The 15262-nt window shown below is 74.3% G+C and carries 13 protein-coding genes; 9 read left to right on the forward strand and 4 right to left on the reverse strand.

Annotated elements, in window-relative coordinates; all coding sequences use genetic code 11:
- Positions 1-65 precede the first annotated feature (65 nt).
- Together ACGFXC_RS32580 and ACGFXC_RS32585 are read left to right on the forward strand one after the other, a co-directional pair.
- Complete coding sequence (locus ACGFXC_RS32580) at positions 66-2198, forward strand: acyl-CoA dehydrogenase (protein ID WP_393718492.1); 2133 nt, start codon at positions 66-68, stop codon at positions 2196-2198.
- A 14-nt stretch (positions 2199-2212) separates the two neighbouring features.
- Positions 2213-3397, forward strand: coding sequence for a lipid-transfer protein (locus ACGFXC_RS32585; RefSeq protein WP_393718493.1), 1185 nt, complete (start codon positions 2213-2215; stop codon positions 3395-3397).
- 51 nt (positions 3398-3448) lie between these two features.
- Here the strand turns inward: ACGFXC_RS32585 and ACGFXC_RS32590 are convergent, their stop codons facing one another.
- Positions 3449-4507, reverse strand: coding sequence for an amidohydrolase family protein (locus ACGFXC_RS32590; protein WP_393718494.1), 1059 nt, complete (start codon positions 4505-4507; stop codon positions 3449-3451).
- Between the two features lie 224 nt (positions 4508-4731).
- On the opposite strand from ACGFXC_RS32590, the gene ACGFXC_RS32595 reads away from it, so the two are divergent.
- Positions 4732-6045 carry a cytochrome P450 gene (locus ACGFXC_RS32595; protein WP_393718495.1) on the forward strand — a complete coding sequence of 438 codons (1314 nt, stop codon included), beginning with the start codon at positions 4732-4734 and terminating at the stop codon, positions 6043-6045.
- A gap of 69 nt (positions 6046-6114) precedes the next feature.
- Here the strand turns inward: ACGFXC_RS32595 and ACGFXC_RS32600 are convergent, their stop codons facing one another.
- Entirely contained in the window at positions 6115-6474 is a 360-nt protein-coding gene (locus ACGFXC_RS32600) for a DNA-binding response regulator (RefSeq protein WP_393718560.1), read from the reverse strand.
- A gap of 267 nt (positions 6475-6741) precedes the next feature.
- Between ACGFXC_RS32600 and ACGFXC_RS32605 the strand changes: the two genes are divergently transcribed.
- Genes ACGFXC_RS32605 through ACGFXC_RS32615 form a run of 3 tightly spaced genes read left to right on the forward strand, consistent with a single transcriptional unit; the run spans position 6742 to position 9700 of the window.
- Entirely contained in the window at positions 6742-7596 is an 855-nt protein-coding gene (locus ACGFXC_RS32605; RefSeq protein ID WP_393718496.1) for a MaoC/PaaZ C-terminal domain-containing protein, read from the forward strand.
- A gap of 57 nt (positions 7597-7653) precedes the next feature.
- Positions 7654-8730 (forward strand): Zn-dependent alcohol dehydrogenase, encoded by a 1077-nt coding sequence (locus tag ACGFXC_RS32610; protein WP_393718497.1) that lies wholly within the window; start codon positions 7654-7656, stop codon positions 8728-8730.
- Positions 8731-8758: 28 nt separating this feature from the next.
- On the forward strand, positions 8759-9700 hold the full coding sequence (locus tag ACGFXC_RS32615; protein WP_393718498.1) for a 3-oxoacyl-ACP reductase: 942 nt from the start codon (positions 8759-8761) through the stop codon (positions 9698-9700).
- Positions 9701-9771: 71 nt separating this feature from the next.
- Here ACGFXC_RS32615 and ACGFXC_RS32620 read toward each other — a convergent pair whose 3' ends face one another.
- Both ACGFXC_RS32620 and ACGFXC_RS32625 read right to left on the reverse strand, forming a co-directional pair.
- Positions 9772-10413 (reverse strand): HAD family hydrolase, encoded by a 642-nt coding sequence (locus ACGFXC_RS32620; RefSeq protein ID WP_393718499.1) that lies wholly within the window; start codon positions 10411-10413, stop codon positions 9772-9774.
- A gap of 30 nt (positions 10414-10443) precedes the next feature.
- Positions 10444-11580 carry a hypothetical protein gene (locus tag ACGFXC_RS32625; RefSeq protein ID WP_393718500.1) on the reverse strand — a complete coding sequence of 379 codons (1137 nt, stop codon included), beginning with the start codon at positions 11578-11580 and terminating at the stop codon, positions 10444-10446.
- Positions 11581-12330: 750 nt separating this feature from the next.
- Between ACGFXC_RS32625 and ACGFXC_RS32630 the strand changes: the two genes are divergently transcribed.
- The 3 genes from ACGFXC_RS32630 to ACGFXC_RS32640 are packed head-to-tail and all read left to right on the forward strand — an operon-like array spanning position 12331 to position 15235.
- Complete coding sequence (locus ACGFXC_RS32630; RefSeq protein WP_393718501.1) at positions 12331-13188, forward strand: Nif3-like dinuclear metal center hexameric protein; 858 nt, start codon at positions 12331-12333, stop codon at positions 13186-13188.
- On the forward strand, positions 13185-13928 hold the full coding sequence (locus tag ACGFXC_RS32635; RefSeq protein WP_393718561.1) for a zinc ribbon domain-containing protein: 744 nt from the start codon (positions 13185-13187) through the stop codon (positions 13926-13928). The genes ACGFXC_RS32630 and ACGFXC_RS32635 overlap by 4 nt, the downstream gene beginning before the upstream one ends.
- Positions 13928-15235, forward strand: a complete 1308-nt coding sequence (locus tag ACGFXC_RS32640) for a bifunctional RNase H/acid phosphatase (RefSeq protein WP_393718502.1) — start codon at positions 13928-13930, stop codon at positions 15233-15235. The genes ACGFXC_RS32635 and ACGFXC_RS32640 overlap by 1 nt, the downstream gene beginning before the upstream one ends.
- The last annotated feature ends 27 nt before the right edge of the window (positions 15236-15262 follow it).

Below are 15262 nucleotides of genomic sequence, written 5' to 3' on the forward strand. Positions count from 1 at the left end.
GCCGGGCGAGAACACGTTCCATTCTGACCTTCCGTCAGAATGGAACGTGTTCTAGTCTGCCGCGCATGGGCATCGGAATCACGCAAGAGCAGCGGGAGTTGGCCGACGCCGTGCGCGGCTGGGTGGGGCGGGCCGTGCCGCCCGAGGAGGTGCGCAAGCTGCTCGACAGCCCGCCCCGGACCGGGGTGCGGCCCGCCTACTGGGACGGCCTCGCGGCGGCCGGACTGCTGGCGCCCCACCTGGAGGGCGGGACGCTGCTGGACCTGGCCGTCGTGGTGGAGGAGGCCGCCCGGGCGGCGCTGCCCGGGCCCTTCCTGCCGAGCGCGCTGGCCTCCGTACTCCTGGACCGGGCCGGGGCCGAACCCCTCGACGGCCGGATCGGGGCGGTCGCCCTGGGCCCCGGCAGCCTCACCGCCGTCGCCGTCGAAGGCGGCGGACACATGCTGGACGGGCTCGCGCCGCCCGTGCTCGGCGCCGGCGAGGCCGACCTCGTCCTGCTCGCCGCCGAAGCCGCGCACGGCACCCGCTGGTTCGCCGTGGACGCCGCCGCGCTGGACGTCCGTACCCACGAGGGCGCCGACCCGACCCGCCCCACCGCCGAGGTGCGCGCCCGGGGCGCCGTCGTGCCGGCCGGCCGGCTGCTGGAGCTGGACGCCGCGCTGGTGCGGGACCTGGCCTGCGTCCTGTTCGCCGCCGACGCCTGCGGCACCGCCGCCTGGGCCGTGCACACCGCCGCCGAGCACGCCAAGGTGCGCGAGCAGTTCGGGCGGCCCATCGGCCGCTTCCAGGGCGTCAAGCACCTGTGCGCCGACATGCTGGTCCGGCTGGAGGCGGCCCGGGCCCTCGCCTGGGACGCCGCGAACAGCGCCGGCGAGGAGCCGCGGGTCCGCTCCCTGGTCGCCGCGCTCGCCGCCGGTACCGCCCTCGACGCCGCCCACTCCTGCGCCAAGGACTGCATCCAGATCCTCGGCGGCATCGGCTTCACCTGGGAACACGACGCCCACATCCACCTGCGCCGGGCCCTCGTCGCCCGCCAGCTCCTCGGCCCCGGCGACGGGCACCGCATCCGCGCCGCGCGCCTCGCGGCGGACGGCGCCCGCCGCGAACTGCGCCTGGAGCTGCCGCCGAGCGCCGAGGCCCACCGGCCCGCCGCCCGCGCCGCGGCCCTGGACGCGCGGGGCCTCGACCCGGCGGCCGCCCGCCGGGTGCTGGCCCCGACCGGCTACGCGGCCCCGTACCTGCCCCGCCCCTACGGGCTCGGGGCCGGACCCGCCGAACAGCTGGTGGTGCAGCAGGAACTGAAGGAAGCCGGGGTCGTCCTCGCCGACCTCGGCATCGCCACCTGGGTCGTGCCCTCGCTGCTCGCCTACGGCAGCGACGCGCAGCGCGCGGCGTACGTCCTGCCGACGCTGCGCGGGGACACGACCTGGTGCCAGCTCTTCTCCGAGCCGGACGCGGGCTCCGACCTGGCCGCCCTGCGGACGCGGGCCGAACGGCTGCCGGACGGTTCGTGGCGGGTCAACGGGCAGAAGGTGTGGACGAGTTCCGCGCACACGGCCGACTTCGGGATCCTGCTCGCCCGCACCGACCCGGAGGCCCCCAAGCACAAGGGCCTCGGCTACTTCGTCGTCGACATGAAGAACACCCCGGGCATCGACGTCCGCCCCCTCAAGGAGATCACCGGCGAGGCCCTCTTCAACGAGGTCTACTTCGACGACGTCGTCCTGCCCGCCGACGCCCTCGTCGGGGCGGCCGACGGGGGCTGGAAGGTCGCCCGCAACACCCTCGGCAACGAACGCGTCCACATGGCCGACCAGATGACCTTCGACACCGGTCTCGAAGCGCTCATCGGCCGCTGCGCCGACCTCGACGGCTCCTACCGGGCCCGCATCGGCGCCCTGGCCGCCGAGGCCCACGCCCTGGCCTGCATCGGCCTGCGCACCACGCTCCAGCAGGTGTCCGGTCTGGAGCCGGGCGCGGGCGCCTCCGTACGCAAGCTCGTGCAGACCCCCCACCAGCAGCGGACCGCCGAGCTCGCGCTCGAACTGCTGGGCCCGGCGGGCGCGGTGCGGGAGGGGGCGGGGGAGCGGGCCGTCCACGGGATGCTCATGTCCCGCTGCCTGACCATCGCCGGGGGCACCACACAGGTCCAGCTCAACGTCGTCGCCGAGCGCATCCTCGGCCTCCCGCGGGACTGAAGGGGAATCCAGCCATGAAGGCCTACATCGTCGGCGTCGGCATGACGAAGTTCGAGAAGCCGCAATCGCGCGACTGGCAGTACTGGGACATGGTGCGGGAAGCGGGCACGGCGGCCCTGGCCGACGCGGGGGTGGACTACGGGCTGGTCGAGCAGGTGCCCGTCGGCTACTGCTTCCAGGCCTCCACCGCGGGCCAGCGGGCCGCGTACGAACTGGGGCTCACCGGCGTCCCCGTCTACAACGTCAACAACAACTGCGCCACCGGCTCCACAGCCCTGATGATGGCCCGCCAGTTCGTGGAGGGCGGGATCAACGACTGCGTCCTCGCGCTCGGCTTCGAGAAGATGAAGCGCGGCGCCCTGGGCGGCGGCGCCGACGGCGGCGACTTCCAGACCTCGCCGGTCGCCCGGCACTACGGGATCATGGCGGCCGCGCACGGCTTCGAGATGTCCCCGCCCACCGCGCAGATCTTCGGCAACGCCGCCCGCGAGCACATGGAGCGCTACGGGACCACCCCCGCCCAGCTGGCGGCGGTGGGCGCCAAGAACCACCGGCACTCCGCGGACAATCCGAACGCGCAGTTCCAGGACGTGTACACGGTGGAGGAGGTGCTCGCCGCCAAGACCATCCACGACCCGCTGACCAAGCTCCAGTGCTCGCCCACCTCGGACGGCGCGGCGGCCGCCCTCGTGGTCTCCGAACGCTTCGTCGTCCGTCACGGGCTGCACGACAAGGCCGTGGAGATCGCCGCCCAGGCCATGACCACCGACACCGGCGACAGCTTCGCCGGCTCCTGCATCGACGTCGTCGGCAAGCCGATGACGGCCGCCGCCGCCCGCCGGGTGTACGAGGCCTCCGGGCTCGGCATCGAGGACGTCGACGTCATCGAGCTGCACGACTGCTTCTCCGTCAACGAACTGCTGACCTACGAGGCGCTCGGCATGTGCGCCGACGGGGCCTCCGGCGCGCTCGTCGAGAGCGGCGCCACCACCTACGGCGGGCGCTGGGTGGTCAACCCCTCGGGCGGGCTCATCTCCAAGGGCCACCCCCTCGGCGCCACGGGCCTGGCCCAGGCCGCCGAACTGGTCTGGCAGCTGCGCGGCGAGGCCGGAGCCCGCCAGGTCCCCGGCGCCGGGGTCGGCCTCGCGCACAACATCGGACTCGGCGGCGCGGCGGTGGTCACCCTGCTGCGCCGCTGACGGCGGCGCCCCGGGACCCGGCCCGCGGCGGGGCCCCGGGGCGGGCGCGGCTCAGACGGGCGCCAGGCGCGGCATCAGGCGCAGCGCGTTCTCCCGGTTCACGGCCCGGCGCAGCTGCGGCGTGAAGGCCGGGTCGGCGGCCAGGGCGGGCACGGCGACGTCCGTGACCATCGGGGCGGGACAGGCCGGCCAGTCGCTGCCGAAGAGGATCCGGTCCGGGGCCGCCACCGCCAGCAGGGTGCCCGCCGGGGAGAGCGGGCCGGCGGTGTCGTAGTAGAAGCGCCGCAGGTGGTCCCGTACGGCCGCGGGCTCCAGCGGCGGGTCGAAGGCGTGCGCGAAGGCCTCCAGCCGGGTCGCGATGTGCGGGAGGAAGCCGCCGCCGTGCGGCAGGATCACCGAGAGGCGGGGGAAGCGGTCCAGCGTCCGGTTGCGGATCATGTTCGCGGCGGCCCGGGTGGTGTCGAGGAGGAAGTCGCACAGGAAGTTCGGCAGCCCCGGCACGGTCGCCGCGCCCGGCCCGACGCCGGGCGGGCCGCCGGGGAGGTTGTGCGGATGCGTGTCGACGACCGCCGACCGCTCGTCCAGCTCGGCGAAGACCCCGTCGTAGGACGGGTCGCCGAGGTAGACGCCCCCGTAGTTCGCCGTCAGGTTCACCCCGACCGCGCCCAGCTCGTCCAGGCCCCGGCGCAGCGTCCACGAGGACACCTCCGGGTCGTCCAGGAACAGCGGGGCGTGGAAGAAGAACCGCCCCGGATGCGCCTCGCACACCTCCGCGGCCGCCGCCATCGTCACCGTGACCGCCTCGCGCAGCTGCGCGGAGCTCGTGTAGCGGGCGGGCAGCATCGGCTTGAGCACGGCGGTGGCGATCCCGGCCCGGTCCATCAGGTCGAGGGCCTCGTGTGCGTCCCAGCGCGACCACGGCGGCAGCGCCTTCGGGTGCACGAGGCCCTGCTCCCCGGCCCACGCGCGCCAGGCCGGGGCACAGAAGTGGTGGTGGACGTCGATCACCGCACCGCTGCCGTCGTCGTCCCCGGCCACCGCGCCCGGCAGCCCCGCCCCGGGCCGTGCCGCCGCGCCGGCGGCGATTCCGCTCGTACCGTATTCCGGCATGTGCGCCTTCCCTTCCGTCGAATGCGTGGGGTTCGTCGAATGCGTCGGGTTCGTCGGGCCGAGGGCCGGATCACGCACACCCTAGGGCGGGCCCGGACCGCATCCCGGCGGACGGCGCCCGGCGCGTTGCGCGGACTCCGAACGGCTCAATGAGGTTTTGTCGCGCACGCCGTCCGGGAAAGGAGCGAGACGTCGATTCCGGAATGGACGAAAGGTCTGGGCGCGTGACGACTGAACCGACTGCGGCGGTCAATGACGGCATCGCGCTGGACGAAGCGGTGAAAGCGGCGACCCTCAGCACGCCGGAATACCGGCAGTGCCCCCACCCCTATTACAAGGTCCTGCGCGAGCAGGCCCCGATCGCCCGCCTCACCCCCCGGCACGGCGTCGACACGTACCTGATCACCCGGTACGAGGACGCCCACGCGGCGCTCGCCGACCCGCGCATCGGCAAGGACATGCACGAGGGCATCGACCTCTACCACGCGCTGTTCGGGGACGCGTGCGAGACGCTCGACGACAACCTGCTCTTCGCGGACCCGCCCCGGCACACCCGGCTGCGCCACATCGCGAAGACGGCCTTCACCCCGCGCCACGTCAAGGACCTGCGCCCGCACATCGAGGAGCTCGCGAACGAGCTGCTGGACCGGTGCCCGGCCGACGAGCCCGTCGACCTGATGCAGGCCTTCGCGCTGCCGCTGCCCGTCATGGTCATCTGCGAGCTGCTCGGCATCGTCGGCGAGGAGCGCACCGAGGTCCTGAAGTGGTTCTCCGTCGTGACGCGCTCGCGCTTCAGCAAGGACATGAAGGACGACCTGGTCCGGGCGGAACACTGGCTGCGGGACTACTTCACCGGCCACATCCGGCGGACCCGCGAGAATCCCACGGACGACTTCCTGACCATGCTGGTGCAGACGCACCACGAGGAAGAGCCGCTGACCGACCACGAACTCGTCTCGATGATGTGGGTGCTGCTCTTCGCCGGGCACAAGACGACGACCCTCCAGATCGGCAATTCCGTCTTCAACCTGCTCACGCACCCCGAACAGTTCAGGGCGCTGAAGGAGAACCGCGAACTCCTGCCGCAGGCCATCGAAGAACTCCTGCGGTACGAGGGCAGCGTGGAAACCTCCACCTTCCGCTATGCGCTGGAGGACGTGGAAATCGGCGGGACGGTCATTCCGCAGGGCGCGATCGTGCAGATCGCCCTGACCGCCGCGAACCGCGACCCGGAGAAGTTCGCCGACCCCGACACCCTGGACATCACGCGCGAACACCTCCAGCGCACCCACGTCGGCTTCGGCTTCGGCCCGCACTTCTGCCTGGGCGCCCCGCTGGCCCGGCTGGAGCTGGAGATCTGCCTCACCGCGCTGATCGACCGCTTCCCCGACATGGTGCTGGCGATGCCCGAGTCGGAGGAGGGGGACTGGCTGAAGGGGCCCTTCCCGGCCTTCCGGGGGCTGGAGAAGCTGCCGGTGGCCCTGGACCCCTCGCGGACGGTGGACGACTGGACGGATCCGGCGGCGCCGACCGCCTAGCGGGAGCCGGCCCGTGCGCCCAGCCCCCCGCCGGCCGTCCGGCGGGGGGCTTTCGCGGCCCGCGCCGCGCTACGGGCCCGCGAGGGCCGGATCCACCACCGTCTCGCCCGTCGACGCCCGCCGCAGGCAGTCCGCGAGCTCCCCGACCGGGCCGTCCCGCAGGACCAGCCCCGCCGCGCCCGCCGCCAGCGCCGCCTCCCGCAGCCCCGGCCGGGCCGACCCCGCGACCACCAGCACCCGGCACTCCGGTTCGTCCGCCAGTACGGCCCGCACCGAGGCGAGCTCCTCCACCAGCGCCACCGTCGGCCGGTCCGCCGCCGAGGCCACCACCTCGATGTCCGGCTGGAGGCGCAGGAGGATCGCGAGGGCCCGGTCCGGCGGGTCCAGCAGGACGCGCAGGGAACGGGCGGGCCGGTGCGTCACGGGCATTTCGTCCACCGGCGCAGCGTAACGTCCGCCCCCGCCCGCCCGGGGCAACACGCCATCCGGCGAGCGCATCTGACGTTAAGTCAGGAGTCTTCCCAAGTGATCGGGCGTACGTTATACATGCCTTCGACCGGCTCGCTAGAACGCGTTCTAGAACCGGTTCCGCGTACGACCTCGGTGCGGCTGACGGTGCGGACGGCCGCACCGAGGTCTTCCAACGCCGCGGTGCTCGCGCAGGCCGCGGCGCCCCGAGACAGGGAGCAGCTCCCCATGCCGATCGATGCCGCCAAGGCCCTCGCCGCCGAACCCCGCCGGGGGGAGATCGGCTGGGACCACAAGGACGTCCAGCTCTACCACCTCGGTCTCGGTGCCGGGCTGCCCGCCACCGACCCCGACGAGCTGCGCTACACCCTGGAGTCCAAGCTCCACGTGCTGCCCAGCTTCGCCACCGTCGCCGGCGCGGGCATGGCCATGCTGGGCGGCCTCGCCGCACCCGGCATCGAGGTCAACCTCGCCCACGTGCTGCACGGCGGCCACAGCGTCGAACTGCACCGCCCGATCCCCGTCAAGGGGCGGGCCACCTCCACCTCCCGGGTCGTCGCCGTCCACGACAAGGGCAAGGCCGCCGTCATCGTGCTGCGCTCCGAGGTCGCCGACGCCGACGGGCCGCTGTGGACCAGCGACGCGCAGCTCTTCGTCCGCGGGGAGGGCGGCTTCGGCGGGGAGCGCGGCCCCTCTGTGCGCACCGAGCTGCCCGAGCGGACCCCCGACCGCGTCGAGGAGCGGGCCATCCGCGAGGAACAGGCCCTGCTCTACCGGCTCTCGGGGGACTGGAACCCGCTGCACGCCGACCCGGAGTTCGCCAAGCTCGCCGGCTTCGACCGGCCGATCCTGCACGGCCTGTGCTCGTACGGGATGACGCTCAAGGCCGTCGTCGACACCGTGCTCGGCGGCGACGTCTCCCGGGTCCGCACCTACCGCACGCGCTTCGCCGGGATCGTCTTCCCCGGCGAGACGCTCCGCATCCGGATGTGGCGGGAGCCCGGCCGCGTCGTCGCCGCGGTCACCGCCGTCGAACGGGACGACGCGCCGGTCCTCGCCGACACCGTCGTCGAACACGCGTAGTACAGCTCGCGAAGGACAGCTCGCGAAGGACAGTCCGCCCACCGAAGGAGCCGCACCGTGCGCGCAGCACTGCAGAGCGAGATAGGCCAGGACAAGCTGGAGGTCGTCGACGACATGGAAGCCGTGGGCCTGGGCCCCGGCAAGGTCAGGATCCGCATCAAGGCCACCGGCCTGTGCCACTCCGACCTGTCCGCGATGAGCGGCGTACTGCCCCAGCCCGCGCCCTTCGTCCCGGGCCACGAGGGCTCCGGGGTGATCGCCGACGTCGGCGACGGCGTCACCCACCTCAAGCAGGGCGACCGGGTCCTGGTCTGCTGGCTGCCCCCCTGCGGGCACTGCGCGGCCTGCAGGCGCGGCCAGGGCCACCTCTGTCTGGAGAGCCTCGTCAACGCGGGCACCCCCAACTTCCGGCGCGCGGGCGGGGACGTCTTCGGCTTCGCCGCCACCGGCACCTTCGCCGAGGAACTCGTCGTCGACGCCAAGTGCGCCGTCCCGATCCCCGACGACGTGCCCTTCGACATCGCCGCCCTGATCGGCTGCGGAGTCACCACCGGTCTCGGCGCGGCGATCAACACGGCGAAGGTGGAGGCCGGGTCCTCGGTCGCCGTCATCGGCTGCGGGGGCGTCGGCATCTCCGTCATCCAGGGCGCCAAGCTCCAGGGCGCCGCGCAGATCATCGCCGTCGACCCCGTCGAGTCCCGCCGCGAGGCGGCGTTGCGCTTCGGCGCGACGGAGGCGGTGGCTCCCGACGCCTTCGACGACGCCAAGAACCGGATCACCTCCGGGGAGGGCTTCGACTACGTCTTCGAGGTCGTCGGCAAGTCCGCCACCGCGCAGAGCGCCTACAAGATGACCCGGCGCGGCGGCAACGTCGTCATCGTCGGCGCGGGCGCCCTCGACGACACCTTCCAGATCGACATGTTCTCGCTCTTCTTCGACGAGAAGAAGATCCTGCCGTCGATGTACGGGGGCGGGGACGTGCTCCGCTCCTACGAGCGCACCATCGCCCTGTGGCGGGCCGGCCGGGTCGACCTGGCCGGACTGATCACCCACCGCGTGAAGCTCGCCGAGATCAACGACGCCCTCGACCAGATGCGCACCGGCGTCGCGCTGCGCACCTGCATAGAGATCTGACCCGACCGCTCTGAGAGGAAACCGGTAGATGTCACTGCCACTTGAGGGGCTCAGCGCCATCGTCACCGGCGCCGGCCGCGGGCTCGGCCGGGCCGAGGCGCTGGAACTGGCCCGGCTCGGCGCGAGCGTCGTCGTCAACGACTTCGGGCAGAGCGGCCGCGACGGATCGGGGGAGGCCTCGGCCGCCCCGGCGGAGGAGGTCGCCGCCGAGATCCGCGCGGCGGGCGGGCAGGCGGTGGCGCACCTCGGTGACGTGGCCGACTTCGAGCAGGCACGGGAGCTGGTCGCGCTCGCGGTCTCCCGCTTCGGCAAGCTGGACGTGCTCGTCAACAACGCGGGCATCCTGCGGGACCGGATGGTCTTCTCGATGTCGGAGGAGGAGTGGGACTCGGTGATCCGGGTCCACCTCAAGGGCCACTTCAACACCACCCACTTCGCCTCCGCGCACTGGCGGGAGCGCTCCAAGGCGGCGGGCGGCCCGGTCTACGGCCGGATCGTCAACACCTCCTCCGAGGCCTTCCTCGGCGGTTCGGCGGGCCAGCCCAACTACGCGGCCGCCAAGGGCGGCATCGTGGGCCTGACCACCTCCACCGCCCTGGCCCTGGCCAAGTACGGGGTCACCGCGAACGCCATCTGCCCGCGCGCCCGGACCCGGATGACCGAGGACGTCTTCGCGGGCTTCCAGGTGCCGGAGGAGGGCCGCCTCGACGCCCTCGCCCCCGAGCACGTCGCCCCGCTCGTCGGCTACCTGGCCTCGCCCGCCTCGGCGCGGGCCAACGGCCAGCTGTTCGTCGTCCACGGCGGGATCGTGGTCGTGATGGAACGCCCGAAGGTGGCCGCCAAGTTCGACACGGCCAAGGAGGTCTTCTCCTACGAGGAGCTGGACGCGCTCCTCACCCCGCACTACGACGCCCGGCCCCCGCAGGAGACCTTCGCGGCGGCCGAGGTCCTGGGCCTCAAGCACGACTAGCCCGGGCCGGGCGGGCGGGGACGGGGCAGGCGGCCCGGGGCGGGGACCCCCGGGCCGCCGGCCCCGTCGGCCTAGACGGGGAATCCGAGGGCCTCGCGCAGGTCGTCGGGGCCGCCGTAGTGCACGCCCGTCATCCCCAGGGCCCGCGCCGCCTCGACGTTCTCCCGCTGGTCGTCCACGAACAGGCAGCGGCCGGGCTCCGCGCCCGCCCGCCCCACGGCGATCTCGTAGATCTCCCGGTCCGGCTTGGCCACGCCCACCAGGGCGCTGCTGACGACGTGGTCGGCGAGATCGGTGAGTCCCATCTCCTCCAGGTCCGCCTCCAGGTCCAGGGTGGCGTTGGTGACCAGCACCAGGGTCATCCCGGACGCCCGCGCGGCCCGCAGCACCGAGACCACCTCGGCGTCGGCCGCGAACGGGGTCCCGGCCAGCGCGCCCGCCAGCTCCCGCGCCCGTTCCCCGGACACCGGGGTGGTGCTGCTCAGCGCGTCGGCCACCTCCCGCGCCCACTGGTCGGGGGTGATGCGGCCGAGCATCAGGGGGCCGTCCAGCGCGGGGGCGAAGGCCACCTCGGCCGTGGTCCCCTCACGGATCCCGGCGGCGCGTTCGAGGGCGCCGACGCGGGAGGAGTCGTAGAAGCGGATGACGTTGTCCAGGTCGCACAGGACCGCGTCGAAGGGCCGGGTCGCGCCGGGGGCGGGGGAGGTGATCACCCGGCCTGCCTATCACCCCCCGCTCAGGGATCAGCCCAGCGGGGCTTGTTGCAGCGGCACCGGGCGCAGGGACGGCTCCGCCGGGAGGCGCCGATCCGGACCGGCGGGATCCGCGGCGGCGGGGTCGGGGCCGGTGGGGTCGGGGCCGGTGGCCGGCCGGGTGGGCGCCTGCGGGGGCGGGGCGGCCGGCTGCGTCAGCCCGACCAGCCCGCACGGCACCTCCGCGGTGGCGTACGGGAGGTGCAGGCGGCCCTCCGCGCTCCACAGGCCGGTCCCGAGCCAGCCCACCGGCGTGCCGAGCCGGAAGGCGTACCGGTCGCTGGGGCGCCACAGCGCCAGGCCGCTCTCGCCGACCCGCAGCGCCACCCCGCAGGTCTCCGGCATCAGCGCCTGGCCGGGCTGCACCGCGAAGGGGTGCGCGTCCTCGATGCGCAGGCACTCCGGGAAGCGGACCGGGCGGGCACTGCCCAGCACCCCCCAGCCGAGCCGGGGTTCGCCGGGGGCGTCGGAGCGGATCAGCAGCAGTCCGCTGTCGGGGGCGGCGAGCAGCAGCCGGTCGTCGCTGTCCTCGGCGATCTGGAGCAGCGGGCTGACCTCCCCGCCCCGCGCCAGGTCCACGGCGACGGCCTTGGTGCGGCCGTCCAGCTCGCGGTCCAGGGACAGCAGCCGGCCGACCCGGTCCAGCCACACGCCACCGGAGCAATGCCCCGCCAGGGTGGCCGCCCGGCGCGGACCGCCGGGGATCCCGGCCACCTGCCACAGGGTGCTCCGCCCGGGGCCCACGGCCAGGGCGAAGGCCCCGTGCCCGTCGGGGGAGGGCGGCAGCAGGCGCACCCGTACGCCCTCCTCGGCGGCGACCGAGCCGAGCGGGAGCTCCCCGGTGCGCGGCCCGCCGGCGGCGCCCGAGGGGTAGAGCAGGGCGAAGGCGTGCCGGTCGGCGACCCGGCGGTGGATCAGCACCCGCCCGTCGGCCAGCGGCAGCACCTCGCTGTCGGCCTCCTCGGGCTGCCCGAGCGGCAACGGCACCGCGTACGGCTCGGGTCCCCCCAGCGTCCACCGCTCCGGGTACCGCGCCTGCCCCTCCCCGGCCAGCCGCGCGGCGTACGCCCCGTCGGCGGAGATCGTGAAGCGGGCGGTCGTCGTGATCTCGATGGCGCAGACAGTCATCCGGGCCGTCACCTCCGGATGAGGAAGCTAGTTTTCTGATCCCCCCGCGGCCCGCACGACTCGGCACGCTTCACACGTACGGGTGGCGGCGCCGCGATTCGCCGGTGGCGGGGGAGGCGGTTGTGCTGCGGCATATGGGGGCGTATCGGGTATCCGCCCCCGTGGCCGGCCACGCGCGGCGCCGCTGCGGGGGCTCCGCCCCCGAACCCCCGCGCCTCAAACGCCGGCGGGGCTGGATTTCGGCCCCGGGTCCGCAGCCCGCACGGGACGGCTGAGCCGAAGGGGCGCGCCGGGGGAACAGGGCCCTCGCGCGGGGTCTCAGCCCCCGAGCCTTGGGTGCCGCTCCCTTGGCCGGGCTGGATTTCGGCCCGGGTCCGCAGCCCGCACGGGACGGCTGAGCCGAAGGGGCGTGCCGGGGGAACAGGGCCCTCGCGCGGGGGTCTCAGCACCCGAGCCCTGGGTCCCGCTCCCTTGGCCGGGCTGGGTGCCGGCCCCGGGTCCGCAGCCCGCACGGGACGGCTGAGCCGAAGGGGCGCGCCGGGGGAACAGGGCCCTCGCGCGCAGGACCGCGAGGAACGAGCGGTCTGAGCACGTGGGCCGTGTGAGCCCGGCATCAGCGCCCCGGAGGCGAAGCCGTCCGCGTAAGGGGGGTGAGGAACGAGCGGTCTGAGCACGTGGGCCGTGTGAGCCCGGCATCAGCGCCCCGGAGGCGAAGCCGTCCCTATATGGGGGTGCAGGTAGCCTTGGGCTGTGCCCCGTCTCTCTGAAGTCATCGCCGCGCTGGACGCTCTGTGGCCCCCCTCGCGGGCCGAGGAGTGGGACGCCGTCGGCACCGTCTGCGGCGACCCCGACGCCGAGGTCTCCCGGGTGCTGTTCGCCGTGGACCCGGTGCAGGAGATCGTCGACGAGGCCGTGAAGCTGGGCGCCGACCTGCTCGTCACCCACCACCCCCTCTACCTGCGCGGCACCACCACCGTCGAGGCCGGGACCTTCAAGGGCCGTGCCGTGCACACGCTGATCAAGAACGACATCGCGCTGCACGTCGCCCACACCAACGCCGACACCGCCGACCCCGGCGTCTCCGACGCCCTCGCCGGCGCCCTGGACCTGCGCGTCACCGGCCCGCTGGTGCCCGACCCCACCGACCCGGCGGGCCGTCGCGGCCTCGGCCGGATCTGCGAGCTGGACCGGCCCGAGACCGTGCGCGAGTTCGCCGCCCGGGCCGCCGCCTGGCTCCCGGCGACCGCCCAGGGCATCCGGGTCGCGGGCGACCCGGACGCGCTGGTGCGCACCGTCGCCGTCAGCGGCGGCTCCGGCGACAGCCTCTTCGCGCAGGTCCGCGCGGCGGGCGTGGACGCCTACCTCACCGCCGACCTGCGCCACCACCCGGTGTCCGAGGCCCGCGAGCAGAACCCGCTCGCCCTCGTCGACGCCGCCCACTGGGCCACCGAGTGGCCCTGGTGCGAGCAGGCCGCCGCGCAGCTCGACGCGATCTCCGAGCGCCACGGCTGGGGTCTGCGGACCCACGTCTCGCGCACGGTCACCGACCCCTGGACGGCGCACGCGCCGTCCGTCACCTCCCCCTCTATCTCTGGAGCCCCCAACTGAACGCCGAGCCCGCCGACCAGATCCGACTTCTCGACGTCCAGGCCCTGGACGTCCGGCTGTCTCAGCTCGCCCACAAGCGCAAGTCGCTCCCCGAGCACACCGAGGTCGACTCCCTGACCAAGGACCTCAGCCAGCAGCGCGACCTCCTCGTCGCCGCGCAGACGCAGGCCAGCGACGCCGCCCGCGAGCAGACCAAGGCGGAGCAGGACGTCGACCAGGTCCGCCAGCGTGCGGCCCGTGACCAGCAGCGCCTGGACACCGGGGTCGGCATCTCGGCGCGGGACCTGGCGAACCTGCAGAGCGAGGTCGTCTCCCTCGCCAAGCGCCAGGGCGACCTGGAGGACGTGGTCCTGGAGGTCATGGAGCGCCTGGAGGCCGCGCAGGAGCGCGTCACGGAGCTGACCGGGCGGGTCGCCGCGCTGGAGGCCAAGCTCGTCGACGCCACCGCGCGCCGCGACGCCGCCACCGGCGAGATCGACGCCGAGGTCGCGAAGATCGGCAAGGACCGCGAGGTCATCGTCGGCTCCATGCCGGCCGACCTGATGGCCCTGTACGAGAAGATCCGCGTCAAGCAGGGCGGGGTCGGCGCCGCGCGCCTGTACCAGCGCCGCTGCGAGGGCTGCCGGCTGGAGCTCGACATGGCCGAGGTCAACGAGATCAAGTCCGCGGCCCGCGACCAGGTCGTCCGGCACGAGAACTGCGGCCGCATCCTGGTCCGTGCGGCGGACTCGGGCATCTGATGCCGCGTTTCGTCGTGGAGGCGGACGGCGGATCCCGGGGCAACCCGGGCCCCGCCGGCTACGGCGCGGTCGTCCTCGACCCGGCGACGGGGGAGACCCTGGCCGAAAGCGCCGAGTTCATCGGCGTCGCGACGAACAACGTCGCCGAGTACAAGGGCCTCATCGCGGGCCTGGAAGCGGCCCGCGCCCTGGCCCCTGACGCGGTGGTGCTGGTCCGCATGGACTCCAAGCTCGTCGTGGAGCAGATGTCGGGCCGCTGGAAGATCAAGCACCCGGACATGAAGCCGCTCGCGGCGGAGGCGGCCAAGGTGCTGCCGCGCGCGCAGGTGACCTACGAGTGGATCCCGCGCGAGCGCAACAAGCACGCCGACCGGCTCGCCAACGAGGCGATGGACGCGGGCAAGCGCGGCGAGCGGTGGGAGCCCTCGCGGTCCACGGCCGTCTTCGCGCCGTCCGGGCCGCCCGGCGACGCGGCGAAGGGTGCGGCGGCGGTCCGCGCGGCCCTGGCCTCCGCCTCCCCGGCCGCACCCGGGTCCGCCGTGGCCGCCGACACGCTGTTCGACGCCTCCACCGACTCCGCCGCCGCCGTGGACGCGGCCGCCGCCCGGTCCGTCGCCGACGGCGGGGCAGGCTCCGCGGCGCCTGCCGCTCCCGCCACGGGCAGCGGCTGGGGCCCCGACATGGGGGCGCCCGCCACCCTCGTGCTGCTGCGGCACGGGGAGACCGCACTCACCCCGCAGAAGCGCTTCTCCGGCAGTGGCGGCACCGACCCGGAGCTGTCCCCGGCCGGCCGCCGCCAGGCCGACGCCGTCGCCGGTGCGCTGGCCGCGCGGGGCACCGTACAGGCCGTCGTCAGCTCCCCGCTGCGCCGCTGCCGCGAGACCGCCCAGGCCGTCGCCGACCGTCTCGGGCTGCCCGTGGCGATCGAGGAGGGTCTGCGCGAGACGGACTTCGGGGCCTGGGAGGGCCTGACCTTCGCCGAGGTGCGCGAGCGCTTTCCGGACGACCTCCAGGCCTGGCTGGACTCCCCGCGGGCGGCCCCCACCGGCGGCGGCGAGAGCTTCAGCGCCGTCGCCCGCCGGGTCAGCGCGGCCCGCGACCGGCTGCTGGCCGCCCACGCGGGCCGCACCGTCCTGCTGGTCACGCACGTGACCCCGGTCAAGACGCTGGTCCGCCTCGCCCTGGGCGCGCCGCCCGAGGCCCTGTTCAAGATGGAGCTGTCCGCGGCCTCCCTGTCGGCGGTGGCCTACTACGCCGACGGCAACGCCTCGCTCCGGCTCCTCAACGACACCTCGCACCTGCGCTGAGAGCCGGCCCGGTACGGACGCGCGAAG

Source organism: Streptomyces sp. NPDC048507 (assembly GCF_043199995.1).
In the GTDB taxonomy this organism is placed as follows: Bacteria; Actinomycetota; Actinomycetes; order Streptomycetales; family Streptomycetaceae; genus Streptomyces.